The following is a 25,231-nucleotide window of genomic DNA, read 5'->3' as shown; positions in this document are numbered from 1 at the left end:
GTCGTCCGTGCGGCGCTGCCCCGTGTCTACCGGGTCGTGGTGAACGGGAGCGGAACGCGACCGGCTGGTGCCCCTGGAGGGACTCGAACCCCCAACCCTTTCCTTAGGACGGAACTGCTCTTCCATTGAGCTACAGAGGCCGGCCCGACCACTCTAGCGGGAGCCGGCCGAGGGCCCGCCCGCCGCCGGCTCCGGCCCGTCAGGCCCGGTACGGCTCGAGGAACCGGACGAGCTCCGCCGCGTACGACCCCGGCTGCTCGAACGGCGCGAAGTGCCCGCCCCGCGGCAGTTCCGCGACGTACACCAGGTTGGTCGTCCGCTCCAGCCACTCCCGCGGCGCCGTGACGAGGTCCCCCGGGTAGAGCGAGAACCCCGACGGTGTCTCCACCCGTCGTGCGGACTGCTCCGGCGAGATCGCCGCGTTCGCGTGGTACATCCGCATCGCGGAGCCGATCGTGCCCGTGGCCCAGTACTCGGTGACGAGCGCCAGGACCTCGTCCCGCGTGTACACGGACCAGAGGTCCCCGTCGCAGTCGCTCCACGAGCGGAGCTTCTCGACGATCCACGCTGCGAGTCCCGAGGGCGAGTCGTTCAGCCCGACCGCGGCGGTCTGCGGCTTCGTCCGGTGCATCATCGCGTAGGCACCCTCTGCGTTCCGCCACGCGGTCGTCGCGGCCACGAACGCCTGCTCCGGGGCCGAGAGCGTGTCCACGTCGATCCCCGGCCACGGCAGTCCGCCGTCGATCCGGTGCACGGCGACGACCCGGTCGGGGTGGTCGAGCGCGAGGAACCGGGCGACGTGCGTGCCGATGTCACCGCCGGCGACGGCGAACCGCTCGTACCCGAGCTCGGTCATGAGCGGCGCCCAGAGCCCGGCGACCTGACGGGCGTCCAGGGGCGAGGGCGGGGCTTCGGAGAAGCCGTACCCGGGCATGTCCGGCACGACGACGTCGAACCCGGCGGCGGTCAGGAGCGGCAGCACCTTCCGGTAGCGCCAGTTGGAGTCCGGCCAGCCGTGCGCGAGCAGCAACGGGGATCCGTGTCCGCCGTCAGCCGGCGCGACGAGGACGTTGATCCCGAGACCGTCGACCTGGACGGTGCGGCTCGGCAGCGCGGCCAACGCGTTCCGGTGGGCGTCGAAGTCGAACCCGTCCGCCCAGTACGCGACGAGGTCGCGGAGCTCGTCCACGTCGACGCCGAGCGACCACCCGGTGCCGGCGGGCGCGTCCGGCCAGCGGGTGGCGCGGAGCCGCGCACGGAGGTCTTCGATGGTGTCGTCGTCGATCCACATCCCGGTCATGCCCCGACGCTACGCACCGCCACCGACACGCGATGATGGACACCGTGACCTCCTCGAAGCCCGCCGTCCTGTTCGTCTGCGTCCACAACGCCGGCCGCTCGCAGATGGCCGCAGGCTACCTACGGCACCTCGCGGGTGACCGCATCGACGTGTTCTCCGCCGGCTCCGAGCCCGCGGACCGGGTCAACGCCGTCGCGGTCGCAGCGATGGCCGAGGAGGGCATCGACCTCCTCGGTGCGCAGCCGGCGATCCTCACCACCGACGCCGTCCGGCGGGCCGACGTGGTGGTCACGATGGGGTGCGGCGACGCGTGCCCGGTCTTCCCGGGCAAGCGCTACGAGGACTGGGAGCTCACCGACCCCGCGGGACTGCCCCTGGAGGCGGTGCGCCCGATCCGCGACGACATCCGCCGCCGCGTCGAGGACCTCGTCGCCGAGCTCACGGCGTAGCGGACTGCGGGGCGAGCGACGCTGGTTCGCGGCGGAGCAGGCACACCGCCGCCACGAGCCCGCCCCACACGAGGGCACCGAACACCGGCAGCAGGGCTCCGGCGACCCCCTCCGCGCTCAGGACCATCGTGAACCACACCGTGGCGATCGCACCGGTCACCGCGGAGACGACGCCGATCGCGAGCGCTGCCCTGCCCCGTGTGGTGTCGGTCGCGAGCGTCACCGCCAGCACCGCACAGATCAGCGCCCCCACGACACCGGGCACGAGCAACGCCCAGAACACGGCGCCCGACGAGCCCCAGCCGTCCGCGACGCCGGCGCCACCCCAGTGCGTCGGCACCCGCGCCGGCACGTCGGTCCACCGGAGCCGGGCCACCACGAGGACGACGGGCGGCACCCACGACATCACCGCTCCGGCGACGAGCGCCGGGCTCAGGGCCCGCCGACCGACGATCACGTCCATGCTCGGACCCTACCCCCGACCGACACGCGTACTGGTCGCTACGAGACGCGCGTGTGCGCAGCGCCCTGGTCGCTACCGGACGCGGACGGGAGGCACGGATCGGCCCGGCACCGCGCCTCCCGTCCGGAACGGCGAACGGACACCGCACCACGCGACTCCGCGGTGCCGTGTCCGTTCCCCGGTGTGGTGACGCCGCTACGCGGCGACCAGGAACTCGTCCCAGTCCGGCTCCGTCCGCTCCATCCCGCGCACCACCCAGCTCGAGCCGTGCGGGGCCTTCGGACGGAACCGCAGGTTCCAGCCCATCTCCCGCGGGGTGCGGTCCCCCTTGGTGTTGTTGCAGGCGAGGCAGCACGCGACGAGGTTCTCCCACGAGTCCTCACCCCCGCGCGACTTCGGCTGGACGTGGTCGATCGTGGTCGCATGCCGATCGCAGTACGCGCACCGGTTGGCGTCCCGGCGGAGGACCCCGCGTCGGGACACCGGCACGAGCCTGGAGTGCGGGATGCGCACGTACCTGGTGAGGATGATGACGGACGGACGGTCGAAGCTCGACGTCGACCCGGTGACCGGGTGTTCGATGTCGGCGGCGACGATGGCGGCCTTCTGGTTCATGACCAGCACGAGGGCCCGACGGAACGAGATGACCGCGAGGGGCTCGTAACCGGCGTTGAGGACGAGAGTGCGCATGGGTTCCCTTCCGACGAGCCTGGACGGCTTCCAGGCGGTGCGGGGCACCGGACCGGACGACGACGAACGAGTGACCGCGAACCGGTCCCGGAACGAAGAAGAGCACCACCCCTGGGGGCAGTGCTCTCCGTCACGCTGGGGCGTGCAGGTGCACGCAGGTCGTGGTCGACCATATGTCGAAGTGCGCGCGCCGACCCATGGTGCGGGTCGTGCGTGACGATGACATGGGGTCTCCTGTTCGGGCCGTGTCGGGCCGATGCGCTCAGGCTAAACCAGAAACCGGCCCAGCACGAGGTGTGCTGGGCCGGTTCTCGGACTGTTCAGATGCCGGTCGGGCGTCAGCCCATCCGGACGATGTGGTAGTCGCTCGTCCAGATCGGGCGGATCGACACGGAGCCGCCGGGCTTCGGCGCGTCCATGATCATGCCGTTGCCCATGTAGAAGCCGTCGTGCGCTTCGTTGTTGAAGATGACGACGTCGCCGGGCTGGGCCTGGGACTCCGGGATCGTGGTGCCGGCCTGGTCCTGCAGCGGCACCGAGTGCGCGAGGTTGATGCCGTACTGCGCGTAGACGAACATCACGTAGCCCGAGCAGTCGAAGCCCGCGGGGGTGGCGCCGCCGAAGACGTACGGGGTGCCGATGTACTGCTTCGCGGTGGCGACCACGGCGGGCAGCGAGAACGGCGTCCCGGGGGCGACGGTGGTGGCCGTGCTGGCGGCGGTCGACGTCGTCGAGGAGGACGCGAGGTAGTCGGTGGCCGTCGGGCCGGAGTACGACGCGTACTGCTTGGCGGTCGCGGCGCGGGCCGCCTGGACCTCGGCGGCGTGCTTCTCGGACGCGAGCGTCGCGGTCGACGTCGCGGAGTAGCCGTCGCGGCTGGTGTCGGCGAGGGCGGCCGCGTCGGAGACGGACAGCTGCTGGCTCTGGGTGGTGCGGATCGCCTGCTGGGCGGTCGCGGTGTCGGAGGCACCGGTCGCCTGCGTGCTGGCGAAGGCTGCGGGGACGGCCATCGTGCCGAACATGCCGGCGGCGACCGTCAGGACGATCGGGGCCATGAACTTGCGCTTGCGCGAGCTCGACGTGGGCTTGTCCGACGCGGTGCGGGCGGTGGCGGCAGCGGGGCGCGCGGCGTGGGTGCCGGTGGCACGCATCGCACCGGCGACGTTCGCACCGCGGGGCGACTCCGCGCGGGCAGCGGTCGTGCTGCGGCGGGCCGGCGTCGTCGCGCTGCGGCGGCTCGACTTGGCTTCAGCGTCGCGGGCAGCCCGCCGGGTGAGCGGGGCGTCGGTGTGGCCGGTGTTCGGAAGGCCTGAGTTCGTCGGGTTCGCGGGCGTCGTGTCCGCGGCGGAACCGGTCTGCGTCAAGGGTGGGGTCTCCGGCGTCTCGTCATCACCCGCCCGGCAGATCGTCATGTGCTGATCGCCGTGCGTGCGCAACCCCATCCGTTCGTCATCGTTTCCGATCGAGGCAGGAGACGGGTTCGAGACGTCCTGCCACGGGTTCCCGGGTCGTTGTCAGCCCAGGGACTCGTCGAGTGTACGGGCGCGTCGTTACCTTGTCGAGACGAAAACGCCGCTTTGTAACAGAACGGTAAAGAAGCCCTGGTCAGAGCCGGAGTTTGATTTTGCGACAGGCGCCACGTCAAGCGGTCGACATCGTCCCCCGGAGCTGTACCCCGACGGGGTCGGTGACGCTGTTACGCGGCGTCGATGTAGACGTGCTGGGCGACCTCGGTCGGGAGCTCGATGCCGGCGTCTTCGCCGTCGACACGCACCGCCACGTAGGCACCGGCGCGCTGGACGCTCGCGAGCCGGCCGGGCATCACGCCCGCCGATCGCAGCTGGTGCAGGAGCTCCGGCTCGAACTGGACGGGCTCACCCAGGCGGCGGATGACACCGGTCGCGACGGCGTCGGTTCCCTCGGTCGCGGACACGATGTTGCGGACGCCGTCGAGGAAGCCGCCGGCGTCGGGCCCACCGATCTCGGCGAGGCCGGGGATCGGGTTGCCGTACGGGGACTCCGTCGGGTTGCCGAGCATCTCGAGCAGGCGCACTTCCACCTGCTCGCTCATCACGTGCTCCCAGCGGCACGCTTCGTCGTGGACGAACGCCCAGTCGAGGCCGATGACGTCGGAGAGCAGTCGTTCGGCGAGGCGGTGCTTGCGCATCACGTGGGTCGCGCGGGAGCGGCCTTCGCCGGTGAGTTCGAGGTGGCGGTCCCCGGAGACGACGACGAGTCCGTCGCGTTCCATCCGGGCGATCGTCTGCGAGACGGTCGGACCCGAGTGCCCGAGGCGCTCGGAGATGCGCGCGCGCAGCGGGACGATCCCCTCTTCCTCGAGGTCGAGGATCGTCCGCAGGTACATCTCCGTGGTGTCGACGAGATCGGTCACGGTCCGCCTCTCCTGTCTGGGCCCAGCGCGACCCACCCTACTTGTTCGGGCCGACACGGAACGACCAACTCTTGCACGGCGCAAGGAATCGAGTGGGATACCAGCGATCGGTAGGATCGATCCATGGCAGACATCGTCATCCCGGCCGAATTCCTCCCCACCGACGGACGCTTCGGCTGCGGTCCGTCCAAGATCCGTGGCGCCCAGCTCGAGTCCCTGGTCACCCGCGGGGCGACGATCCTCGGGACCTCCCACCGGCAGAAGCCCGTGAAGGACCTCGTCGGCTCCGTGCGCTCCGGCCTCGCCGACCTCTTCCAGGTGCCGGACGGCTACGAGGTCGTCCTCGGCAACGGCGGCTCGACCGCGTTCTGGGACGCCGCAGCGTTCGGGCTCATCGAGCAGCGCGCCGAGAACCTCTCCTTCGGTGAGTTCGGGTCGAAGTTCGCGAAGGCCGCCGCCGCGCCGTGGCTCCAGGCCCCGCACGTGGTCGAGGCACCGGGCGGCTCGCGCTCCGAGCTCGAGATCGTCGACGGTGTCGACGTCTACGCCTACCCGCACAACGAGACCTCGACCGGCGTCATGGCGCCGGTCGTCCGCGCCGAGGGCGACCCCGGTGCGCTGACCGTCGTCGACGCCACGAGCGCTGCCGGCGGCGCCCTGTTCGACGTCAGCGCGACGGACGTCTACTACTTCGCACCGCAGAAGAACTTCGCCTCGGACGGCGGGCTGTGGCTCGCGCTGTTCTCCCCCGCCGCGATCGAGCGCGTGGAGCGCATCGCCGCGTCCGGCCGGTACATCCCGGAGTTCCTGTCGCTGAAGAACGCGGTGGACAACTCGCGCCTGAACCAGACGCTGAACACCCCGGCGATCTCGACGCTGCTGCTCCTCGACGACCAGATCTCGTGGATCAACAACTCGGGCGGCCTGGCGTGGGCGGACACCCGCACGAAGACCTCGTCCTCGACGCTGTACGACTGGGCGGAGTCGGTCGACTGGGCCACGCCGTTCGTCACGGACCCGGAGCACCGCTCGCAGGTCGTCGCGACGATCGACCTCGACGACTCCATCGACGCGAAGGCGGTCGCCGCGACCCTCCGCGAGAACGGCATCGTCGACACCGAGCCGTACCGGAAGCTCGGCCGCAACCAGCTGCGCGTCGCGACGTTCACCGCGATCGACCCCGACGACGTGCAGAAGCTCGTCGGCGCGATCACCTACGTCGTGGGCGCGCTCAAGGGCTGAGACGCCGCACACAACGCGAAACGCCGCCGGATCCGGCGGCGTTTCGTCGTTCGTGCGGCGTCTCGGCAGGACGGCGGTGTGTCAGCGCTGGTCGTCGAGCTCGTCGACGTCGACGCCGTCGATCTCGTCGTCGTCCGACTCGGGGAGGTCGTCCTCGTCGTCGTCGAAGTCGTCGTCGTCCGACTCGTCGTCGTCGTCGTCCTCGTCGTCGTCCGCGTCGTCGTCGTCATCCGCGTCGTCGTCGTCATCCGACTCGTCGTCGTCATCCGACTCGTCGTCGTCGTCCTCGTCGTCGGACTCGTAGTCCTCGTCGTCCTCATCGGACTCGTCAGCGTCGTCGTCCGCGTCAGCGTCGTCGTCGGAGTCGCCGTCGCCGTGTTCCTCGCCCTCCTGCGCGGCGCGGTAGTCGGCCAGCCGCTCCGACCACGGCACCCAGTCCGGCGCGAGCAGCGACCCGTCACCGGGCATCAGCTCGACCTCGAGCACGGTCGGCTCCTCGCCCTCGACCTGGGCGATGCTGACGGTCCAGCGCCACCCCGGGTACCCGGGCATCCGGTTCGCGAACAGGACCGAGACGACCCCGTCGCCCTCGTCCGTGGTGCCGACGGAGGACCCGACGGTCGACTCCTCGGTGACCTCGAGCAGCGCCCTGCGGGCGAGTGCGGTCAGGTCGGTGTTGTCGGTCGTCATGGTCATGCGTCCAATTGGTCTGCGACGTGCCGCAGGATCGCGGCGATGCGTGTGCCGTTCTTCGGGTAGCGACCGTGGCGGAGGTCTCCGCTGATCCGGTCCAGTTCCTTCACGAGGTCCTCGACGATGACGGCCATGTCGTCCGCCGAGCGGCGGGACATCTTCGACAGCGACGGCTTCGGGTCGAGCAGGCGGACGGACAGCGCCTGCGATCCCTTGTTGCCCTGGACCACGCCGTACTCCAGGCGCGCACCGGCCTTCACGGTGGTCACGCCGTCGGGCAGCGAGGAGGCGTGCAGGAAGACCTGGTCGCCGTCGTCTCCGGTGATGAACCCGAAACCCTTCTGGTCGTCGTAGAACTTGACCTTGCCGGTGGGCATGCGTGGACTCCTCGATAGGTGTGCGGCCGTGGTGCGGATATCCTGGGGCGATGGCCAAGCCGACCCGATCCACCGAGGACACGCGGAACTCCGCGGAATCCCCGGCGACGTTCAATCGTACCGAACGCACCCTCGCGTTCATGATCGGCGGCATCGTGTTCTTCACGGTCCTCTGCTTCGCGGCGATGATCATCGGCTGGCTGACCCTCGGGACGATCCCGGGCACCGGCATCTGGCCCGTGGTCCTCGGCATCCTGTACTTCGGACCGCCCATCGCGCTGGTCCTGATCTTCGTGCTGCTGGCCGTCACCTGGACCCGCAAGGCACGCGCACACCGGAACGAGGCCCGCTGACGTCCGCTCCGGACGCATGCGGAGGACGATGACGACCACCGCCGACCTCGCCGCCCGACTGCGGGCGATGCCGGACGACGACCTCGAACGGCTCATCATCGCGCGCGGGCTCCCCGCGGCGGTGCTCGGTGAGACGGGCCCCCAGAGCATCACCGACTTCTTCGACCTGGCCGAGGCGTTCCGCGCCGACGCCGCGGTCGACGCCGCCGTCGAACGGCTCCCGCGCCGGGCGCTGGTCGCGCTCCGCGACGGCGAAGCCGGTGACGCACTCGCCCCGGCGGTCGCGCTCGGCCTGGCCGAAGCGGACGGCCGGGTCGACGACGCGGTCGCGCTGCGTGTGGCGGCGCACCCGGACCTCACTGCGCTGACGGGAGGCCCGGCACCGGTCCGCCAGGCCGCCCCCGACGCGGGGACGGGGACGTCCGGTGCCGCACGTGCGACGGGCGCGGAACACGCGTTCGCGACGATGACGGTGCTGGCCGAGCTCCTCCGTTCCGTGGACGACGGCGGCGTGCGCGAACTCGTCAAGGGCGGCATCGGCTCACCGCTCGCCCGTGCCCTCGCGGAACGCTCCGGCGCCGACCCCGAGGTGGTGCCCGGCCGCCTGGAGCTGCTCGAGCGGATCCGCTTCACCGGCACGGACGACGGCACGTGGTCCCTGACCGACGCCGGGCGCGCCTGGCTGACGACCGCGTGGCCGGACCGGTGGGCGGACCTCGTCGAGCGCTGGCACGACGAACTCGACGACGCCGTCCGTGAAGTCCTCGACGTGGCCGGCGACGACTGGCGCGACCTGCCGAGCCTCGGCCGTTGGGCGTACCCCGCCGGCGCGCGATGGCTCGACGCGACCCTGCTCGACGTCGCCGGCACGGCGAACGCGCTCGGCCTCACCGTCGACGGCATCGTCACCGAGACCGGTCGCACGCTCCTCGGCGCGGACCGCGACGCTGCGGAGCGCGCGGCGACCGCCGACCTCCCGCACACGGTCGAGGGCGTCTACCTCCAGCACGACCTCACCGTCATCGCACCGGGGCCCCTCGCGCCGGACGCCGACGCCGAACTCCGGAGCGTCGCCGACCTCGAGTCGCCGGGGCTCGCCGCCCGGTACCGCGTGTCCGAGGACTCGCTCCGCCGTGCCCTCCGCGCCGGGAGCACCCGCGACCAGGTCGTCGCACTGTTCGAGCGGATCGGGCTCGCCGGCGTCCCGCAGCCCCTCGCCTACCTGGTCGACCAGGTCGCCGCGCGGGACGGCAGCATCGTGGTCGACCGCGCCGAGGACGGCCTCGGATCGGTCGTGCGGGGCACCGCCGACCAGCTCGATCTCATCGGGGTCGACGCCGAACTCCGCCAGCTGGCGTGGGAGCGCCCCGACCTGACGACCCTGGTGACCCGCTACCCACCGCACGTGGTCCACGCGGCGCTGGAGGACCAGCGCTACCCGGCCGTCCTGCAACCCGGCGCCCGCCCCGAGACGCACCACGGGCCTCCAGGCCGTCGCCGTCTGCCGCAGCGCACCCCGGAAGCCGCAGCGCGCGCCGTCGTGGGTCGGCTCCGACTGACGACGGAACGCGGTGCTGCCGAACCGGAACAGGAGTGGCTCGGTCGACAGATCGACCTCGCCGTGCGCGGTCGCACGCCGATCCGGGTGACGGTCCGGATGCCGGACGGCTCGGAGCGGCCGTTCTCGATCGTGCCGACCTCGGTCGCCGCCGGACGCATCCGGGGGAAGGACACCGCCGCCGACGTGGAGCGCACACTGCCCCTGTCGTTGGTCGTGTCCGTCGACAGCGAAGCCTGACCCAGGCGGCGACGGCTAGGCTGGAAGGCCATGAACGGACCGCTGATCGTCCAGAGCGACCGCACCGTGCTGCTCGAGGTGGCGCATCCCGACGCCGAGGACGCACGCCACGAGCTCGCCGTGTTCGCCGAACTCGAACGCGCCCCGGAACACGTGCACACCTACCGGGTGACCCGCCTCGGCCTGTGGAACGCGCGCGCCGCGGGCCACGACGCCGAGAGCATGATCGACACCCTCGAGCGCTTCGCGAAGTTCCCGGTCCCGCAGAGCGTCACCGTCGACATCCGCGACACCGTCGCCCGGTACGGCCGGCTCGTGATCCGTCGTGAGGACCCGGCCGACGCGCCGGTCATCGCGAACTCCCCCACCGAGGAACTCGAGCGCCAGCCGACGCTGCTGCTCACCGCGACGGACCCGACGGTCCTCGCCGAGGTCGTCCGCTCCAAGCGCATCAAGCCGCTCCTCGGGAACAAGCGCTCCGACACCGCGATCGAGCTGCAGCAGTGGGCGCGCGGACAGATCAAGCAGGAGCTCGTGAAGATCGGCTGGCCGGCCGAGGACCTCGCCGGGTACACGCCGGGGCAGCCGCACGCGATCGACCTCGACAACAGCGAGTGGGACCTGCGGCCGTACCAGCAGGACGCCGTGCAGAGCTTCTTCGCACAGGGATCCGGCGTCGTCGTGCTGCCCTGTGGCGCCGGCAAGACGCTCGTCGGCGCCGGGGCGATGGCCACCGTGAAGGCGACCACGCTCATCCTCGTGACGAACACCGTGTCCGCGCGGCAGTGGCGGTCCGAGCTGCTCCGCCGGACCTCCCTGACCGAGGACGAGATCGGCGAGTACTCCGGCAGCGTCAAGGAGATCCGGCCGGTCACGATCGCCACCTACCAGATCCTCACCGCACGACGGAAGGGCGAGTACACGCACCTGTCGCTCCTCGATGCACTCGACTGGGGACTCGTGGTCTACGACGAGGTGCACCTGCTCCCCGCCCCGGTCTTCAAGCTGACCGCCGACCTGCAGGCCCGTCGACGCCTCGGCCTGACCGCGACCCTCGTGCGCGAGGACGGGCGCGAAGGCGACGTGTTCTCCCTCATCGGGCCGAAGCGGTACGACGCCCCGTGGAAGGAGATCGAGGCGCAGGGGTACATCTCCCCCGCGTCCTGCTTCGAGGTCCGCATCGACCTGCCCCACGAGGACCGTCTGGAGTACGCGGCGTCGAGCGACGACGAGCGCTACCGGCTCGCGGCGACGACCCCGGCCAAGACCCCGGTCGTCCGGGAACTCATCGAGAAGCACCGGGGCGAGCAGATCCTCGTGATCGGGCAGTACATCGACCAGCTCGACGACCTGGCCGACTCCCTGGGCGCGTCGAAGATCACCGGAGCGACGCCGATCGACGAACGGGAACGGCTGTACCAGGCGTTCCGCGACGGCGCGATCGACGTGCTCGTCGTGTCCAAGGTCGCGAACTTCTCGGTGGACCTGCCCGACGCCACCGTGGCGATCCAGGTCTCCGGGTCCTTCGGCTCCCGGCAGGAAGAGGCGCAGCGCCTCGGCCGGCTGCTCCGCCCGAACAAGGACGGCCTGCCCGCGTCGTTCTACACGCTCGTCACGCGGGACACCGTCGACCAGGACTTCGCACAGAACCGGCAGCGGTTCCTCGCCGAGCAGGGGTACTCGTACACGATCCTCGACGCCGATCAGGTCCAGGCCGCGGTGGGCTGACGCCCGTCCTGCTCTCGCGTCGCTCCCAGGTAACACTTAGGGAACGGCCAGAAGATAGGACCATGACCGATGGCCCCAAGATCCTGATCGTCGACGACGAGCCGAACATCCGCGATCTCCTCACGACCTCGCTCCGCTTCGCCGGGTTCGCCGTGCGCGCGGTCGGCAACGGGGCGCAGGCGATCTCGGCCGTGCTCGAGGAAGAGCCGGACCTCATCATCCTCGACGTGATGCTGCCCGACATGAACGGCTTCGGCGTGACCAAGCGCCTCCGATCCTCCGGCTACACCTCCCCGATCCTGTTCCTCACCGCGAAGGACGACACCGAGGACAAGATCACCGGCCTCACGGTCGGCGGCGACGACTACGTCACGAAGCCGTTCTCGCTCGACGAGATCGTCGCGCGCATCAAGGCGATCCTCCGCCGCACGATGAACGACGAAGAAGACGCGATCATCCGCGCCGGCGAGCTGACGATGGACCAGGACACGCACGAGGTCACCATCGGCGACGCGCAGATCGAGCTCTCCCCGACCGAGTTCAAGCTGCTCCGCTACCTCATGCTCAACCCGAACCGTGTGCTGTCGAAGGCGCAGATCCTCGACCACGTGTGGGAGTACGACTTCAACGGCGACGCCGGCATCGTGGAGTCCTACATCTCGTACCTGCGTCGGAAGCTCGACCAGTACTCGGCCGAGCCGATCATCCAGACCAAGCGCGGGTTCGGCTACATGCTGAAGGCGTCGAAGGCCTCCTAGGCTCCGTCGGGCCGGCCCTCGTGGTCGTTCGTCTGGCCCGTCTTTCTCGGCGGTCGTCCGGTTTCACCGGGCGGCCGCCGTCTACCGTTGAGGCAGCATGCACTCCAGAATGAACCGCTGGTGGGACGGCATCTCCCTGCGCACCAAGATCACCGGCATCACGGTGCTCCTGGTGGCGCTCGGCCTGCTCGTCGCGGGGCTCGGCACCATGACGGTGCTCTCCACCTACCTGGTGTCCCGCCTGGACAACCAGGTCACCACGACGACGTCGCAGCTCGAGGGGCAGAACGTCTCCGACGGTGAGCAGTACTGCAAGCTCTCCGTGGTGCTCGAGAAGAGTTCCTACGTCGCGGCGTACGACAGCGACGGCAAGCAGATCTGCGACACCCAGTCCACATCGCAGCCTGACATCTCGTCGGTCGACTTCGCCGCGGCCACGAAGACCAGCAACCCGTTCAGCCTCTACGACAAGCAGCACAACCACGAGTGGCGTGCCCAGGTCATCCCGGCGAACCTCCAGAACATCTCCACCGGCGCCACCGAGACCGGTTACGTGCTCGTCGCGGTGTCGAGTGCGGACACCGACCAGACCATCGCCCGGTTCACGGTGATCTTCCTCGGGTTCGGCATCTCCGTCATCCTGCTCGGCGCGATGCTCACCCGGTTGCTCGTCACCGCGACCTTCGACCCGCTCCGCGACGTCGAGGACACCGCCGCCCGGTTCGCCGCGGGTGACTTCAACCAGCGACTCGAGGACGACACCCCGAACACCGAGGTCGGGCGCCTGAACCGCTCCCTCAACGCCATGCTCGAGCGGATCGACAGCGCGTTCGAGGACCGGCAGCGCACCATCGACCAGATGCGCCGGTTCGTCGGCGACGCCTCACACGAACTCCGCACCCCGCTGGTCTCGCTCCGCGGGTACGCCGAGCTGTACCGGATGGGTGCTCTCCGCAAGGAAGAGGACGTCGCGCAGGCGATGGAGCGCATCGAGAAGGAAGCGCAGCGGATGGGGCTCCTCGTGCAGGACCTCCTCCAGCTCGCCCGCATCGACGAGTCGAAGCCGCTCGAGCTCGGCCCGGTCGACCTCGTCGCGATCGCCCGCGACTCCGCGCTCGACACGATGGCGTCGAACCCCGACCGCGAGATCCAGGTCCTCGTCGAGGACGTGCCGCAGGCCGTGCGTGCACCGTCGTCGTTCGGCCCCGCGGTCACCCCGTCGTCGTCGGAGAACCCGCCCGTGTCCCCGTCGGCGAACACCACCGGGCCGATCGCGTTCTCCCGGCAGACCCTGGCGCGGCTGCGCGCCCGGCGGAGCCGCGCCATGAACGTCGACGCGCCGGTCTCCGACGAGACGACGCCGCTGCCCACCGTCGTGATGCCGAAGCGTCCCCCGATCGTCCTCGCCGAGGAGAACAAGATCCGGCAGGTCGTGACGAACCTGATGGGCAACGCGATGCGGTTCACGCCGCACGACGACCCCATCGAGATCGGCATCGGCGTGGACGACGACCGAGGTATGGCGCACATCGACGTCATCGACCACGGCGAGGGCATCCCGCCGCAGCTCCGCGAGAAGATCTTCCAGCGCTTCTGGCGTGCCGACACCTCGCGCGCACGGGACACCGGCGGCTCGGGCCTCGGGCTCGCGATCGTGTCGGGCATCGTCGCGGCGCACCAGGGCTCCGTCGAGGTCATCGACACCGAGGGCGGCGGTGCCACCTTCCGCATCTGGCTCCCGCTCCTCCCCCGCGACTACACCCCGCAGCCCCCCGCGGGCTCCGCCGCCGCCTGACGCGGGCGCGCGCCCCCGGCCGCGCGCCCGCGCGCCCGCGCACCCGCGCACCCGCGCGCCCGCGCGGCACCCCCGCCCCCACCCCCGGTGAGATCGCACTACGTGTCGCCTCCCCTCTGAGCCTTCCGACACGAAGCGCGATCTCGCGGCTCCTGCACAGCCGGTTCCGGGAGGGTCCTCCTCCACAGGAACGCGGGCGCGGCCCCCTGGCTGTCAGTGGCTCGGCACGCTGGCGTCATGCCAACGGACCCTCAGCCACTCCCGTCCAGGTTCCTGCGGACGCCGTTCCTCGTCGCCGACGCACTCGAACAGGGCGTCGGACGGGAACGCCTTCGGAGGAAGGACCTGGCCGCTCCGGCCCGCGGAGTTCGAGTCCCTGCCGACCGGCTCGCCTTCATCGACACGGCACTCGCCCACGGCCTCTTGCTCCGCCCCGATCAGCACTTCAGCCACACGACGGCCGCCAGGCTCTGGAGTGCCCCGCTCCCCCGTTTGTTCGCTGCTCCGAACAGCGAGCTCCACGTGTCGACCACCGGGTCGGGACCCGTGGAACGCCGGCAGGGCGTGATCGGGCATCGCGTCCGGCCCTCACGCGCCGATGTCACCACGGTGTTCGGCGTGCGGGTCAGCACACCGGCCGCGTTCTGGTACGAATGTCGGATCCTGCTCAGTCTCCGCGCACTGGTGATCCTCGGCGATCACCTCGTCGGCGTCGGGCGGCTGGCATCTCCAGCGCAGCTCGCCGCGACCATCCACCCTGGGGATCGCGCTGTCGTGCTCGTCCGCGCCGCTCTCGATCTCGTCCGAGTCGGAGCTGAATCGCCGATGGAGACGATCGTGCGACTGATCGTCGTGGAGGCCGGATTCCCGGAGCCCGACCTGAACGCGGACGTCTTCGACGCATCGGGGCGCTTCATCGGGCGCGTCGACATGGCCTGGGTCGAACTCCGCATCGCCCTCGAGTACGACGGCGACCACCACCGGACGGACCGCGACACCTTCAGCCACGACCGCACGCGTGGCAACGCCTTCACTGTCGCGAGCTGGCTGACCATCCACGTCACCGCGAAGGATGCGCACCACCCATCCGACTTCCTGGAGCGTCTCCGCGAGGCGTTCGCATTGCGTCAGCGCAGCGGGGTACCGCGGTGAGATCGCGCTTCGTGTCGGTTGAGCGAAGATCAGCCGACACGAAGTGCGATCTCACCGGCGGAGGCACGCGCGCGGCGCACGCGGAAGGGCCCCCGCACGCGCAGCGTGCGAGGGCCCTTCCGGAACGACGGACTAGAAGTCCATGCCACCCGTCGGGTCGCCGGCCGGAGCGGCCGCGGCGCGCTCGGGCTTGTCGGCGACGACGACCTCGGTCGTGAGGAACAGACCGGCGATCGACGCAGCGTTCTGCAGCGCCGAGCGCGTGACCTTGGCGGGGTCGATGATGCCGGCAGCGATCAGGTCGACGTACTCACCGGTCGCGGCGTTGAGGCCCCAGCCCGCTTCGAGCTCGCGGACCTTGGCGGCCACGACACCCGGCTCGAGACCGGCGTTGAGCGCGATCTGCTTGAGCGGTGCGTCGATGGCGACGCGGACGATGTTCGCGCCGGTCGCCTCATCGCCCTCGAGCGTGAGGGAGTCGAGCGCGACCTTGCCGGCCTGGATCAGGGCGACGCCACCGCCGGCGACGATGCCCTCTTCCACAGCGGCCTTGGCGTTGCGGACGGCGTCCTCGATGCGGTGCTTGCGCTCCTTGAGCTCGACCTCAGTTGCAGCGCCCGCCTTGATGACGGCGACGCCACCGGCGAGCTTCGCGAGGCGCTCCTGGAGCTTCTCGCGGTCGTAGTCGGAGTCGGTCGCTTCGATCTCGGAGCGGATCTGACGGACGCGGCCCGCGATCTGCTCGGTGTCGCCGGCACCTTCGACGATGGTGGTCTCGTCCTTGGTGATGACGACCTTGCGTGCCTTGCCGAGCAGGTCGAGCGTGGCGTTCTCGAGCTTGAGGCCGACCTCTTCCGAGATGACCTGGCCGCCGGTGAGGATCGCGATGTCCTGCAGCATGGCCTTGCGACGGTCGCCGAAGCCCGGGGCCTTGACGGCGACGGACTTGAAGATGCCGCGGATCTTGTTCACGACGAGCGTGGCCAGGGCCTCACCGTCGACGTCCTCGGCGATGATCAGGAGCTGCTTGCCAGCCTGGATCACCTTGTCGACCACCGGCAGGAGGTCCTTGATGTTCGAGATCTTCGAGTTGACGATCAGGATGTAGGCGTCTTCGAAGACGGCTTCCTGGCGCTCGGGGTCGGTCACGAAGTACTGCGACAGGTAGCCCTTGTCGAAGCGCATGCCCTCGGTGAGCTCGAGCTCGGTGCCGAAGGTGTTCGACTCCTCGACGGTGACGACGCCTTCCTTGCCGACCTTGTCGATGGCCTCGGCGATGAGCGCGCCGATGGTCGGGTCCGCGGCCGAGATCGACGCGGTGGCGGCGATCTGGTCCTTGGTCTCGATCTCCTTGGCGTTCGCGAGCAGCTGGTCGGAGACGGCCGCGACGGCCTTCTCGATGCCGCGCTTCAGCGAGACGGGGTCGGCGCCGGCGGCCACGTTGCGGAGGCCTTCGCGGACGAGGGCCTGGGCGAGCACGGTCGCGGTGGTCGTACCGTCACCGGCGACGTCGTCGGTCTTCTTGGCGACCTCCTTGACGAGCTCGGCACCGATCTTCTCGTACGGGTCGTCGAGCTCGATCTCCTTGGCGATGGAGACACCGTCGTTCGTGATCGTGGGGGCGCCCCACTTCTTCTCGAGGACGACGTTGCGGCCGCGCGGGCCGAGCGTCACCTTCACGGCGTCGGCCAGCTGGTTCAGGCCGCGCTCGAGGCCACGGCGGGCCTCCTCGTCGAAAGCAATGATCTTAGCCATGTGAGTTTCTCGTCCCTCCCGGACGTCGTGGGGGTCTTCTGGCACTCAGCGTCAGCGAGTGCCAAGCCCGATTCTGGCACTCGACCCCTGAGAGTGCAACACACACCGGCACACCCACCAGCACACCCGCCAGCACACCCACCAGCACACCGCCCGGACACGACGAACGCGCCGCCCCCGAGGGGACGGCGCGTCCGGAGTGGTTCGGCGACTAGGCCGGACGCACCGACTCGGCCTGCGGGCCCTTGGACCCCGTGCCGACGTCGAACGTCACTGCTTGGCCCTCTTCGAGGACCTTGTAGCCGTTCATGTCGATGGCCGAGTAGTGGACGAACACGTCCTGGCCCCCTCCATCGACGGTGATGAAGCCGAAGCCCTTTTCAGCGTTGAACCACTTGACGGTTCCGTTGGCCATGATCTGTTGCTCCCTGCGGTACTGCTGTTGCGAACGACGGGGCCGTCGGGTGACGCCGTCGGGTCCGAGCCCGGGTGTTCCGCATCGTGCGTACCGAGGTCCGACGACATTCCGATCACTCCGGTGACCACTTGTGACTCTAATCAGGAAGTGCGTTTCGGCAAGGGGTGTGACGGACATTTCACGCTGATTCCGCCGGAACTCAACGTGCCGGAAACACAGCCGTTACAAAGCGCTGCGCAGAACGACCCGGAAACGCACCCGGACGAGTCCGGGAAGCGTCGATCAGCCCGTGTAGTCGGACCCGAGCACGACGCTCACGTCGGCGTTCGGGAACGCTGCCGACTGCTGCACGGCGGTCACACCGAGGGCAGCGGCGACACCGCGTGCGATGGCCGCCTGGGAGTCCTGCTGGTAGTACACGATCGTCGACGTGGTCCCGGTGGTGCCCGCGTTGCCGCTCGACGTCACCGTCCACCCGGCGGTGGTCAGTGCCGAGGTGCCCTTCGCCGCGAGTCCGGCCGTGGTGGTCCCGTTGAGCACGACGACCGTGGTGTCGCCCTGCTCGGAGGGCTTCGCCGCGGTGGGCGCGGACGACGACGACGCCGACGGTGAGGACGACGACGAGGAGGACGCGGACGACGACGCGGACGCCGACGGCGACGACGTGGCGTCGTCGTCCCCGGAGAACGAGTAGCTGCCGTTGAGGAGCGCCAGGACGAGCACCCCGATCCCGACGAGCACGCCGGTGGCGAGCGCGGCCCACGCGAACGCGATCCAGCCGCGGCCACGACGGTGCATGCCGCGGTGCGCTCCGACGCGCGGACCGTCGGTCACGTCGTCGAAACGGTCATGGGGGAATCTCGTCATCGTTCCTCTTCGGTTCCGGTGGCGGAGGCGGCGGCGGGAGCGACGAAGCTCCGCGCCGCTCGTGCGCTCGTGCGCGCGTGCCGCAGGCGCTGCAGGCGACCGACCAGCTGCGGGTCGTACGCGAGTGCCGCGGGTGAGTCGATGACCCGGTTCAGCACCTGGTAGTACCGCGCCGGCGACATGTCGAACTCGACCCGGATCTCCGCCTCTTTCGTGCGGTCGTGCCGTGCCCGCTCGTGCTCGAAGGCGAGCACGTGCTTGGCGAGCTCGCTGAGCTCGTCCGCGGGGATGGTGGTCACGACGGTTCCGATCACATTCGGGTAACGGGTCTCGCACATCGTAGGGGTGCGGTCGATGTCGACCCTGGCATGGCGCTGGACTGTCGCGGATTCCACCCGGGAAGCGTCACAGCTCGCGGAACCACCGGATCGCGGTCCCGAAGGCGTCGCACACGGCCACGGCGACCCCGTCGACGGAGACGGTCGCGAAGGACGCCGGGTCGGCTGCGTCGACGTCCGCCGGCAGCGTCGCGGCCACCCCGGTCAGGATCCCGGTGCGCTCGAGGGCGATCCAGTGCAGCCCGCGTTCGGCGATCCGGTCGACGAACCGCTGCCGCTCGGCCCCCGGCACGTAGATCAGGGTGCCGGCGGTCAGCACGACGGGTTCGAGACGGTCCGGCAGGGTGTCGACCGCGCGGTCCAGGTCGTCCGGCACACGGCCGGCGATCCGGACGGGAGGCACGGTGAGCGTCGCGCGCGCGGCCGCCCGCATCAGAGCGGTCCGCTCCAGGGCCTCCGGCGGGACCGCCTCGACCAACCGGTCGAACGCACGGGGCGCTGCGAGGTCGATGGGGTTCGGGTCGAGGGCGACGCGCGCCCCGATCCGGATCGGCGCCGTGGCCGGCGCCGGCACCGTACCCGAGGCGTCGGCGACCAACCGGATCGAGGGGTCTTCCTGCGCGGTGTGCATCCGCACGGTGCCGTCCGACGTGCGGTAGTCGAGCGTGACGCGGTCCGGGATCGAGCACAGCCCCGCGGCGGCACCCACGTCGACGAGCCCGAGCGGCCGCGACGCCGACGCGGCGAGCGCCGCGAACAGGGGGACGAGCGGACCGAGCCGCCGCGGGTCGTTGGCCTGCACCGTGGCGGTGGCGAGGGCCGTGACCAGGGTGGGCCCGGCCTCCCGTCCGAGTGCGCGGAGCGCGGCTGGGTCCGACGGGTCCGCACCCAACCGGCGCGCGACCGCGAAGAGCAGCTCCGGCTGCCGCTTCGACTCCGGGACCTCGTCGAGCAGGGCGACCAGGTCGTCGTCGAGCGACCGGGCCCATGCGGCGTACGACGGCGAGACCGGAGCGATCCGGTCCGCGTAGGCGCGGTAGCGGGCCCGGGTGTTCACGCCCGGTGCATCCCGACGTGGGTGATGCCGGCCTCCACGTAGGGGGCTCCGAACCGCACGAAGCCGTGGCGTTCGTAGAGTGCTGCGACGTACTCCTGTGCGTGCAGGACGATCGGTTCGTGCCCGTGGGCCGCGAGGACCGCGGCGACGAGACGGCTCGCGATCCCCTGCCCGCGGTGGTCCGGGTGGGTGGCGACCCGGCCGATCACCCAGGCCGGCGGGGCGGAGCCGTCCGGGTGCACCTCCGCGGCCGCCGGGCGGATCAGGCGGAGGTACCCGAGCGCTGCCGACCCGTCCGTTCCGAACCACCAGTGCTCGGTGTCGGGCTCACGGTCGCGGCCGTCGAAGTCCTCGTCCGAGACGTGTTGTTCGAGGGCGAAGACCCGGTTCCGCAGACGGACGATGCCGTACAGTTCGTCCGTCGTCAGGCGGGCCCATCGAGTGCGGTGCACGGAATGCTCGGACATCCCGACGAGTTTACTGAAGTGGTCGACGAACCCCGACCGGAAGCAGGAGGAACCCATGGCATACAACGTCGAGAAGAGCGACGCCGAGTGGCGCGAGGAACTCTCCCCGGAGCAGTACGCCGTCCTCCGGCAGGCGGGGACGGAGCGCCCGTGGACCGGTGAGCTCCTGGACGAGGAGCGCGCCGGCATCTACACGTGTGCGGCGTGCGGCGCTGAGCTGTTCAAGAGCGGCACGAAGTTCGACTCCGGCTGCGGCTGGCCGTCGTTCTACGAGTCGGTGAACCCGGACGCGGTGAAGCTGATCGAGGACAACTCGCTCGGCATGGCCCGCACCGAGGTCCGCTGCGCGAACTGCGGCTCGCACCTCGGGCACGTGTTCCCGGACGGCTTCGGCACCCCCACCGGAGACCGCTACTGCATGAACTCGCTGTCGCTGAACTTCGCCGAGAAGACCACGGCCGAGTAGCATGCGAGTCCCGGCCCGCTCGTCGGTAAGATGGGCGGGTCAGCCAGCATGGCGCAATTGGTAGCGCACCGTACTTGTAATACGGGGGTTGCGGGTTCAAGTCCCGCTGCTGGCCCCAGATCTTCCCCGGACCCGCAATAAACTGGCCCGGATGTCCACGCAGACCGCACCGGCGGCGCCAGCACACGCTCGTGCGCGTGGCCGCCGCCGCGAACCGTCCACCGGACGCTGGCTCCCGCTCGCGACCGCACCGTGGACGCGCTGGACGGCGTTCACCGTCGTCGCGCTGTGGGCCGTCTACCAGCAGTTCTGGCGGCTGGGCTCGGGCAACGTCGTCACCGACGAACCCGCGTACCAGCAGCCCGGCTACGACTACCTGCATGGTGACTTCAGCGACAACCGGCAGCACCCGCCGACCGCGAAGTACCTGATGGGCCTCGCCCAGCTGGTGTTCGGCGAGGGCGTCCCCTCCGCACGGATCGCCGTCGCGGTGCTCGGGCTGGTCACCGGCCTCGTGCTGTTCGTCTGGCTGCGCCGCGACGTCGGGTGGTGGACCGGGCTCCTGGCCGCCGGGCTGTGGTGGCTCCCACCGCACGGGATCCTCGACGACCCGAGCCGGATCGACCGCCTGGCGCTGCTCGACGGCCCGATGGTGGCGTTCGGCGTCATCGCGATGTGGTGCGGCTGGCGGTGGGTCCGCGGCGGGGCGTGGCCGTGGATCCTGGCGGCCGGGCTCGCCGCGGGGCTGTCGGTGACCTCGAAGGAGATCGGTGTCCTGCTGATCCCGGTGTTCCTCGTCCTCCCACTGCTGTACCGACGCTGGTGGGGGCTACTCTGGGGCGGGCTCGTGTTCGCGGCCGGGTTCGCGGTCACCGTCGTCGTGCCGTACCTGCCGTTCGGCGTCGTGTCGACGATCAGCGAGATGATCGCGTTCCAGCGGCAGCACGCCGCAGACGGCCACCTGGTCGAGGTCGCCGGAATCATCACGCGGCACTCCCCCTGGTGGGCGAACCTCTGGTACCAGTGGCAGGGCACCGGCACGCTCGAGTGCGCGGTGCTGGCCGTCGGGGTGCTCGCGGCGTTCCTCATCCGACCGTCCCGCCTGGTGCTCTGGCTCGCCCTCGCCGCGGTGCCGTACTTCGTCTTCTTCCTCGGGGTCAGCGACGTCGCGCTCGGCGAGTACTACCTCGCCTGGATGCCGATGCTCGTCGCCCTGGCCGCGATCGGCATCGGCCGGATCGCGACCCTGCGTGGCCCGGGCTGGTTCCGCGCCGCGGCCTTCGCGGCGGCGCTCGCGATCGTCGCCGTCGCCGCGACCACCAGCGTGCGGCTGTCCGTCGCGACCGCCACGATGCACCCGACGGGGATCGGCCGGCTGCCGGAGGTGCTGGCCGAGACCCACCGCGAGGACGGCTTCGTCCTGGCGCAGCGGCAGTCCCCGTCCTCGGTCGCCGCGTTCGTCTTCAAGCGGCAGACGCGGGACCCGAACGCGGGGCCGTTCGACCTCGTCGTGATCGGGCAGGACGCCCGGTACACGCTGGACCCGTCGATCCCGGCGTACGTCGCGGCGCACCCGGACGAGTTCCGGGTGTTCCACCTCGACGACGTCGAGGTCCTGGTGCCGGACGGCCGGCTCGTGAAGACCGCGGCCGGCTGGGACGTCGTCCCGCGCTGAACCACACCGCGCGACGCGCGCCGCGCCCGCGCGCCCGCACGCGCTGCGACGCCCTCCGGACGAGCGAGAGCCCCGGGCGACGTGGTCGCTCGGGGCTCTCGGCGCAGGTGGAACACGGATCAGGGGGCGTTCCTGGCGCTCGGCGCGGTAACCAGCCGGCCGTACCGGGATGATGACACCTCATCGACCCGGTCGTCCAGGGGGCTGCGCCGACATCGCGGTATCCCGCAAGGAACCTCAGCGACCGCCGCGGATCTTGCGTTCCCGCTGTGCGACACCGGCGGTGCCGTACGGGTAGTCGTCGATGCGCGGTGCGCTGGCGTCCGTCAGCGCCTGCAGTTCGGCGTCGTCGAGCACGAGGTCGGCCGCGCCGAGGTTGTCCGACAGCTGTTCGACGGTGCGTGCGCCGAGGATGACGCTGGTCACGGCGGGCCGGGCGAGCAGCCACGCCAGGGCGACCTGGGACCGCGACGCGTCGTGCGCCTCGGCGACCCCGGACAGCACGTCGAGCACCTCCCACGTGCGCTCGTCGCCGTTCCGGGCCTCCCACGCCTCCATGCCGCGTTGCGGGTTCTCGCCGAGCCGCGTCGAGCCGGTCGGGGCCTCGTCGCGCTGGTACTTGCCGGACAGCCAGCCACCGGCGAGCGGCGACCACGGCAGCAGTCCGATGCCGGCGTCGAGGCAGGCGGGGACGATCTCGTGCTCGATGTCACGGACGAGCAGGTTGTACTGCGGCTGCAGGGTCACGGGCGGCGCGAAGTGGTGCGCCTTCGCTTCGTACACGGCCTTGGTGATCTGGTGGCCGAGGTAGTTCGAGAACCCGTAGGAGCCGATCTTCCCGGCGGAGACGGCGTCGTCGAGGAAGCGCAGGGTCTCCTCGATCGGGGTCAGGGCGTCCCACGCGTGCATCTGGTAGAGGTCGATGTGGTCGACGCCGAGCCGGTCGAGCGACGCGTCGAGCGCCACACGAAGGTGCCGGCGGGAGAGCCCGAGGTCGTTCGGGCCGTCGCCCTGCGGGAAGCGGCCCTTCGTCGCGAGGACGACCTGCTGGGCCTCGGTCGGGTGCGCTGCGAGCCACCGCCCGATGATGCGCTCGGACTCGTTGCCGGAGTACACGTCGGCCGTGTCGATGAGGGTGCCGCCGGCCTCGACGAACGTGTCGATGATGGTGTGCGAGGTGGGTTCGTCGGCTTCGCTGCCGAACGTCATGGTGCCGAGGGTGAGGGAGGACACCGCTGTCCCGCTGTTCCCGAGGAGTCTGTATTCCATGCCGCGGACGCTACGCCGGAGGCCCGGGGACCGAGAGGCCCCCGCAGTACCCGTCAGCGCGTCTCGGACAGGAACGCGATCGCCGCTTCCCGGAACGCCCGGCCCGTCGGTGCGCCGAACGGTGTCACTGCGTGGTTCCGCCCAGGAACGCGATCGCCGCTTCCCGGAACGCCCGGCTCGTCGGTGCGCCGAACGGTGTCACCGCGTCATTCCGCCCAGGAACGCGATCGCCGCTTCCCGGAACGCCCGGCTCGTCGGTGCGTTGAAGTGGTTCCGGCCGGGGATCTCGAAGAACGAGGCATCGGGCGCCGCAGCGGCCAACCGCACCGCGCTGTCCCGGATGCCGTCCTCACTGCCCGCAGCCATCAGGATCGGCTGCGACGGCGCGTTCTCGGGCGTCGGCTCGATGCTGTTCCGCATGCCCTCGACCATCGCCACGAGCGCCGCCAGGTCGTTCCCCTCGACGTTCCCCGCCATCGTCAGGTAGCCGTTCGTCACGCGGTCCTCGATCGGCGTGCCGTCCGCGATGTACGCACGCGCCTGGTCGACGCGCACCCGGCGCATCGGGTCGGCGTCCGGGATCCCGCCGAAGACCGCGCGGGTGATCCGGTCCGGGATCCGCTCCGCCGTGTGCCACCCGACGCGGGCGCCGAGCGAGTACCCGAGGAACGCGACGTCGTCCAGCAGGTACGTGTCGATGACGGCGGTGACGTCGGCCACGAGCAGGTCCATCGAGTAGGCGCCCGGCTCGTGCGGCTTCGACGACGCCCCGTGCCCGCGCTGGTCGAGCGCGACGACACGGTACCCGGCACGGACGAGGTCGCGGGTCCAGCCCGACGCGTGCCAGTTCAGCACCGCTGCGGAGGCGAAACCGTGCACGGCCACCACCACGGGGGCGTCCGGGTCGCCGAAGTCGTACGTGGCGATGCGCTGCCCGTCGGGCGACATCACGGCGCGGGGCTGGGGTGCTGCGGGGACGAGTGACATGGCGTCCCCAGGGTATCGGGGCACTGTGGCCCGCATGGACGGCTACGGCGGCGATCAGATCCGGGCGGCGGAACGGCCGCACCTCGACGCGGGCGAGCCGCTGATGCAGCGTGCCGCTGCGGGGCTGGCGGAGATCGTCGGGCGACTGCTCGACGACCCGGCGGAGCGACCGGGTGACGGCCCGGGATCGGTCCTGCTGCTGGTCGGCAGCGGCGACAACGGCGGTGACGCCCTGTTCGCCGGTGCGCACCTCGCCTCGGCCGGGAGGCACGTGGAGATCCTCCGTGTCGGCTCACGTGTCCACGAGGCGGGCCTCAGGGCCGCCCTGGATGCCGGCGCGAGCCTCCTGTCCGACCCGGCTGAACCGGCGGTGATCGCGACCGCTGCCGCGCTCCGCGCGGACCTGGTGCTCGACGCGATCCTCGGCATCGGGGTCTCCGGAGCATCAGCGCTCCGTTCCCCGGCGCGCGAGGTCGTGGGTGCGATCCGCGAGCTCGCCCGCGATCAGCGTGCGCCGTACGTCGTCGCGGTGGACGTGCCGAGCGGGATCGACGTGGACACCGGGGCCGTCGCGGACGACCACGTGCTGCAGGCCGACGTCACCGTCACCTTCGGCGGGGTGAAGGCGGGACTCCTGCGGGGCCCGGCCGCCACGCTCGCCGGACGGATCGAGCTCGTCGACGTCGGGATCGCCGGCGACCTCGCCGCGGTGGAGCCGCTGTTCCGGACCTGACCGCCACGG

At 70.8% G+C, this 25,231-nt stretch carries 26 protein-coding genes and 2 tRNA genes; 12 read left to right on the top strand and 16 right to left on the bottom strand.

The annotated features are described in order from the left end of the window. Positions 1-65: 65 nt before the first annotated feature. A tRNA-Arg gene (locus EDF27_RS05965) sits at positions 66-140 on the bottom strand. Positions 141-199: 59 nt separating this feature from the next. Next, positions 200-1,300 carry an epoxide hydrolase family protein gene (locus EDF27_RS05960; protein WP_132047717.1) on the bottom strand — a complete coding sequence of 367 codons (1,101 nt, stop codon included), beginning with the start codon at positions 1,298-1,300 and terminating at the stop codon, positions 200-202. Between the two features lie 32 nt (positions 1,301-1,332). Between EDF27_RS05960 and EDF27_RS05955 the strand changes: the two genes are divergently transcribed. Beyond that, positions 1,333-1,749 carry a heat-shock protein HtpX gene (locus EDF27_RS05955; RefSeq protein WP_243698210.1) on the top strand — a complete coding sequence of 139 codons (417 nt, stop codon included), beginning with the start codon at positions 1,333-1,335 and terminating at the stop codon, positions 1,747-1,749. Here the strand turns inward: EDF27_RS05955 and EDF27_RS05950 are convergent. The 4 genes from EDF27_RS05950 to EDF27_RS05935 all read right to left on the bottom strand — a co-directional run bounded on the left by EDF27_RS05950 (position 1,739) and on the right by EDF27_RS05935 (position 5,294). Continuing rightward, a complete protein-coding gene (locus EDF27_RS05950; protein WP_123700784.1) occupies positions 1,739-2,212 on the bottom strand; it encodes a DUF1648 domain-containing protein in 474 nt (157 codons plus the stop codon). The genes EDF27_RS05955 and EDF27_RS05950 overlap by 11 nt on opposite strands. A 195-nt stretch (positions 2,213-2,407) precedes the next feature. Continuing rightward, a complete protein-coding gene (locus tag EDF27_RS05945; protein WP_123656283.1) occupies positions 2,408-2,902 on the bottom strand; it encodes an HNH endonuclease in 495 nt (164 codons plus the stop codon). A 338-nt stretch (positions 2,903-3,240) separates the two neighbouring features. Next, positions 3,241-4,344 carry a C40 family peptidase gene (locus EDF27_RS20225; protein ID WP_123700785.1) on the bottom strand — a complete coding sequence of 368 codons (1,104 nt, stop codon included), beginning with the start codon at positions 4,342-4,344 and terminating at the stop codon, positions 3,241-3,243. Between the two features lie 254 nt (positions 4,345-4,598). Further along, entirely contained in the window at positions 4,599-5,294 is a 696-nt protein-coding gene (locus tag EDF27_RS05935; RefSeq protein ID WP_123656285.1) for a metal-dependent transcriptional regulator, read from the bottom strand. 123 nt (positions 5,295-5,417) lie between these two features. Here EDF27_RS05935 and serC point away from each other — a divergent pair, with 123 nt between their 5' ends. Continuing rightward, positions 5,418-6,536 carry a phosphoserine transaminase gene (gene serC, locus EDF27_RS05930; RefSeq protein WP_123656286.1) on the top strand — a complete coding sequence of 373 codons (1,119 nt, stop codon included), beginning with the start codon at positions 5,418-5,420 and terminating at the stop codon, positions 6,534-6,536. 81 nt (positions 6,537-6,617) lie between these two features. Here the strand turns inward: serC and EDF27_RS05925 are convergent, their stop codons facing one another. Together EDF27_RS05925 and EDF27_RS05920 are read right to left on the bottom strand one after the other, a co-directional pair. Then, complete coding sequence (locus EDF27_RS05925; RefSeq protein ID WP_123700787.1) at positions 6,618-7,232, bottom strand: DUF3027 domain-containing protein; 615 nt, start codon at positions 7,230-7,232, stop codon at positions 6,618-6,620. After that, the gene (locus tag EDF27_RS05920; protein ID WP_123656288.1) at positions 7,229-7,606 is read right to left on the bottom strand and encodes a cold shock domain-containing protein; all 378 of its coding nucleotides are present in this window, start codon (positions 7,604-7,606) and stop codon (positions 7,229-7,231) included. The genes EDF27_RS05925 and EDF27_RS05920 overlap by 4 nt, the downstream gene beginning before the upstream one ends. Positions 7,607-7,656: 50 nt before the next feature. Between EDF27_RS05920 and EDF27_RS05915 the strand changes: the two genes are divergently transcribed. From EDF27_RS05915 to EDF27_RS05890, 6 genes are all read left to right on the top strand, one after another. After that, positions 7,657-7,959, top strand: coding sequence for a multidrug ABC transporter ATPase (locus EDF27_RS05915; RefSeq protein WP_123656289.1), 303 nt, complete (start codon positions 7,657-7,659; stop codon positions 7,957-7,959). Positions 7,960-7,987: 28 nt separating this feature from the next. Beyond that, the gene (locus EDF27_RS05910; RefSeq protein ID WP_132047715.1) at positions 7,988-9,757 is read left to right on the top strand and encodes a helicase-associated domain-containing protein; all 1,770 of its coding nucleotides are present in this window, start codon (positions 7,988-7,990) and stop codon (positions 9,755-9,757) included. A gap of 30 nt (positions 9,758-9,787) precedes the next feature. Further along, positions 9,788-11,485, top strand: a complete 1,698-nt coding sequence (locus EDF27_RS05905; RefSeq protein ID WP_123700789.1) for a DNA repair helicase XPB — start codon at positions 9,788-9,790, stop codon at positions 11,483-11,485. Between the two features lie 62 nt (positions 11,486-11,547). Beyond that, positions 11,548-12,243, top strand: coding sequence for a response regulator transcription factor (locus EDF27_RS05900; RefSeq protein WP_123656292.1), 696 nt, complete (start codon positions 11,548-11,550; stop codon positions 12,241-12,243). Between the two features lie 97 nt (positions 12,244-12,340). Then, positions 12,341-14,038 (top strand): HAMP domain-containing sensor histidine kinase, encoded by a 1,698-nt coding sequence (locus tag EDF27_RS05895; protein WP_123656293.1) that lies wholly within the window; start codon positions 12,341-12,343, stop codon positions 14,036-14,038. Between the two features lie 237 nt (positions 14,039-14,275). Beyond that, the gene (locus EDF27_RS05890) at positions 14,276-15,190 is read left to right on the top strand and encodes a hypothetical protein (RefSeq protein ID WP_132047713.1); all 915 of its coding nucleotides are present in this window, start codon (positions 14,276-14,278) and stop codon (positions 15,188-15,190) included. Between the two features lie 132 nt (positions 15,191-15,322). Here EDF27_RS05890 and groL read toward each other — a convergent pair whose 3' ends face one another. From groL to EDF27_RS05860, 6 genes are all read right to left on the bottom strand, one after another. Then, the gene (gene groL, locus EDF27_RS05885) at positions 15,323-16,945 is read right to left on the bottom strand and encodes a chaperonin GroEL (RefSeq protein WP_123656295.1); all 1,623 of its coding nucleotides are present in this window, start codon (positions 16,943-16,945) and stop codon (positions 15,323-15,325) included. A 211-nt stretch (positions 16,946-17,156) separates the two neighbouring features. Continuing rightward, positions 17,157-17,360, bottom strand: coding sequence for a cold-shock protein (locus tag EDF27_RS05880; RefSeq protein ID WP_056120541.1), 204 nt, complete (start codon positions 17,358-17,360; stop codon positions 17,157-17,159). 285 nt (positions 17,361-17,645) lie between these two features. Then, positions 17,646-18,197, bottom strand: coding sequence for a LytR C-terminal domain-containing protein (locus EDF27_RS05875; protein ID WP_165931370.1), 552 nt, complete (start codon positions 18,195-18,197; stop codon positions 17,646-17,648). A gap of 29 nt (positions 18,198-18,226) precedes the next feature. Further along, complete coding sequence (locus EDF27_RS05870; protein WP_243698209.1) at positions 18,227-18,529, bottom strand: DUF3263 domain-containing protein; 303 nt, start codon at positions 18,527-18,529, stop codon at positions 18,227-18,229. Between the two features lie 106 nt (positions 18,530-18,635). Next, positions 18,636-19,625, bottom strand: a complete 990-nt coding sequence (locus EDF27_RS05865; protein WP_132047711.1) for a DUF2332 family protein — start codon at positions 19,623-19,625, stop codon at positions 18,636-18,638. Then, positions 19,622-20,092, bottom strand: a complete 471-nt coding sequence (locus EDF27_RS05860) for a GNAT family N-acetyltransferase (RefSeq protein ID WP_132047709.1) — start codon at positions 20,090-20,092, stop codon at positions 19,622-19,624. Before EDF27_RS05860 ends, EDF27_RS05865 begins: the two co-directional genes overlap by 4 nt. Before the next feature lie 55 nt (positions 20,093-20,147). Here EDF27_RS05860 and msrB point away from each other — a divergent pair, with 55 nt between their 5' ends. From msrB to EDF27_RS05845, 3 genes are all read left to right on the top strand, one after another. Further along, complete coding sequence (gene msrB, locus EDF27_RS05855) at positions 20,148-20,558, top strand: peptide-methionine (R)-S-oxide reductase MsrB (protein ID WP_123656299.1); 411 nt, start codon at positions 20,148-20,150, stop codon at positions 20,556-20,558. A 42-nt stretch (positions 20,559-20,600) separates the two neighbouring features. Continuing rightward, positions 20,601-20,676 (top strand) — tRNA-Thr (locus EDF27_RS05850). A gap of 33 nt (positions 20,677-20,709) precedes the next feature. After that, complete coding sequence (locus tag EDF27_RS05845; RefSeq protein WP_132047707.1) at positions 20,710-22,233, top strand: glycosyltransferase family 39 protein; 1,524 nt, start codon at positions 20,710-20,712, stop codon at positions 22,231-22,233. 237 nt (positions 22,234-22,470) lie between these two features. Here EDF27_RS05845 and EDF27_RS05840 read toward each other — a convergent pair whose 3' ends face one another. Then, a complete protein-coding gene (locus tag EDF27_RS05840; RefSeq protein WP_123656301.1) occupies positions 22,471-23,502 on the bottom strand; it encodes an aldo/keto reductase in 1,032 nt (343 codons plus the stop codon). Between the two features lie 198 nt (positions 23,503-23,700). After that, entirely contained in the window at positions 23,701-24,489 is a 789-nt protein-coding gene (locus EDF27_RS05835; RefSeq protein ID WP_132047705.1) for an alpha/beta hydrolase, read from the bottom strand. A 34-nt stretch (positions 24,490-24,523) separates the two neighbouring features. Here EDF27_RS05835 and EDF27_RS05830 point away from each other — a divergent pair, with 34 nt between their 5' ends. Beyond that, positions 24,524-25,222 (top strand): NAD(P)H-hydrate epimerase, encoded by a 699-nt coding sequence (locus EDF27_RS05830; RefSeq protein WP_243698208.1) that lies wholly within the window; start codon positions 24,524-24,526, stop codon positions 25,220-25,222. Positions 25,223-25,231 lie beyond the last annotated feature (9 nt).

The organism is Curtobacterium sp. PhB136, assembly GCF_004346855.1.
Lineage (GTDB): Bacteria > Actinomycetota > Actinomycetes > Actinomycetales > Microbacteriaceae > Curtobacterium.
This window is presented reverse-complemented; position numbering and strand designations above follow the sequence as displayed.

What these genes read in the sequence shown, in the direction of transcription:
- EDF27_RS05960 (WP_132047717.1), bottom strand. Translation starts at nt 1,300, where the DNA reads ATGACCGGGATGTGGATCGACGACGACACCATCGAAGACCTCCGTGCG.
- EDF27_RS05955 (WP_243698210.1), top strand. Translation starts at nt 1,333, where the DNA reads ATGATGGACACCGTGACCTCCTCGAAGCCCGCCGTCCTGTTCGTCTGC.
- EDF27_RS05950 (WP_123700784.1), bottom strand. Translation starts at nt 2,212, where the DNA reads ATGGACGTGATCGTCGGTCGGCGGGCCCTGAGCCCGGCGCTCGTCGCC.
- EDF27_RS05945 (WP_123656283.1), bottom strand. Translation starts at nt 2,902, where the DNA reads ATGCGCACTCTCGTCCTCAACGCCGGTTACGAGCCCCTCGCGGTCATC.
- EDF27_RS20225 (WP_123700785.1), bottom strand. Translation starts at nt 4,344, where the DNA reads ATGGGGTTGCGCACGCACGGCGATCAGCACATGACGATCTGCCGGGCG.
- serC (WP_123656286.1), top strand. Translation starts at nt 5,418, where the DNA reads ATGGCAGACATCGTCATCCCGGCCGAATTCCTCCCCACCGACGGACGC.
- EDF27_RS05925 (WP_123700787.1), bottom strand. Translation starts at nt 7,232, where the DNA reads ATGACCATGACGACCGACAACACCGACCTGACCGCACTCGCCCGCAGG.
- EDF27_RS05920 (WP_123656288.1), bottom strand. Translation starts at nt 7,606, where the DNA reads ATGCCCACCGGCAAGGTCAAGTTCTACGACGACCAGAAGGGTTTCGGG.
- EDF27_RS05915 (WP_123656289.1), top strand. Translation starts at nt 7,657, where the DNA reads ATGGCCAAGCCGACCCGATCCACCGAGGACACGCGGAACTCCGCGGAA.
- EDF27_RS05910 (WP_132047715.1), top strand. Translation starts at nt 7,988, where the DNA reads ATGACGACCACCGCCGACCTCGCCGCCCGACTGCGGGCGATGCCGGAC.
- EDF27_RS05905 (WP_123700789.1), top strand. Translation starts at nt 9,788, where the DNA reads ATGAACGGACCGCTGATCGTCCAGAGCGACCGCACCGTGCTGCTCGAG.
- EDF27_RS05900 (WP_123656292.1), top strand. Translation starts at nt 11,548, where the DNA reads ATGACCGATGGCCCCAAGATCCTGATCGTCGACGACGAGCCGAACATC.
- EDF27_RS05895 (WP_123656293.1), top strand. Translation starts at nt 12,341, where the DNA reads ATGCACTCCAGAATGAACCGCTGGTGGGACGGCATCTCCCTGCGCACC.
- EDF27_RS05890 (WP_132047713.1), top strand. Translation starts at nt 14,276, where the DNA reads ATGCCAACGGACCCTCAGCCACTCCCGTCCAGGTTCCTGCGGACGCCG.
- groL (WP_123656295.1), bottom strand. Translation starts at nt 16,945, where the DNA reads ATGGCTAAGATCATTGCTTTCGACGAGGAGGCCCGCCGTGGCCTCGAG.
- EDF27_RS05880 (WP_056120541.1), bottom strand. Translation starts at nt 17,360, where the DNA reads ATGGCCAACGGAACCGTCAAGTGGTTCAACGCTGAAAAGGGCTTCGGC.
- EDF27_RS05860 (WP_132047709.1), bottom strand. Translation starts at nt 20,092, where the DNA reads ATGTCCGAGCATTCCGTGCACCGCACTCGATGGGCCCGCCTGACGACG.
- msrB (WP_123656299.1), top strand. Translation starts at nt 20,148, where the DNA reads ATGGCATACAACGTCGAGAAGAGCGACGCCGAGTGGCGCGAGGAACTC.
- EDF27_RS05845 (WP_132047707.1), top strand. Translation starts at nt 20,710, where the DNA reads ATGTCCACGCAGACCGCACCGGCGGCGCCAGCACACGCTCGTGCGCGT.
- EDF27_RS05840 (WP_123656301.1), bottom strand. Translation starts at nt 23,502, where the DNA reads ATGGAATACAGACTCCTCGGGAACAGCGGGACAGCGGTGTCCTCCCTC.
- EDF27_RS05835 (WP_132047705.1), bottom strand. Translation starts at nt 24,489, where the DNA reads ATGTCACTCGTCCCCGCAGCACCCCAGCCCCGCGCCGTGATGTCGCCC.
- EDF27_RS05830 (WP_243698208.1), top strand. Translation starts at nt 24,524, where the DNA reads ATGGACGGCTACGGCGGCGATCAGATCCGGGCGGCGGAACGGCCGCAC.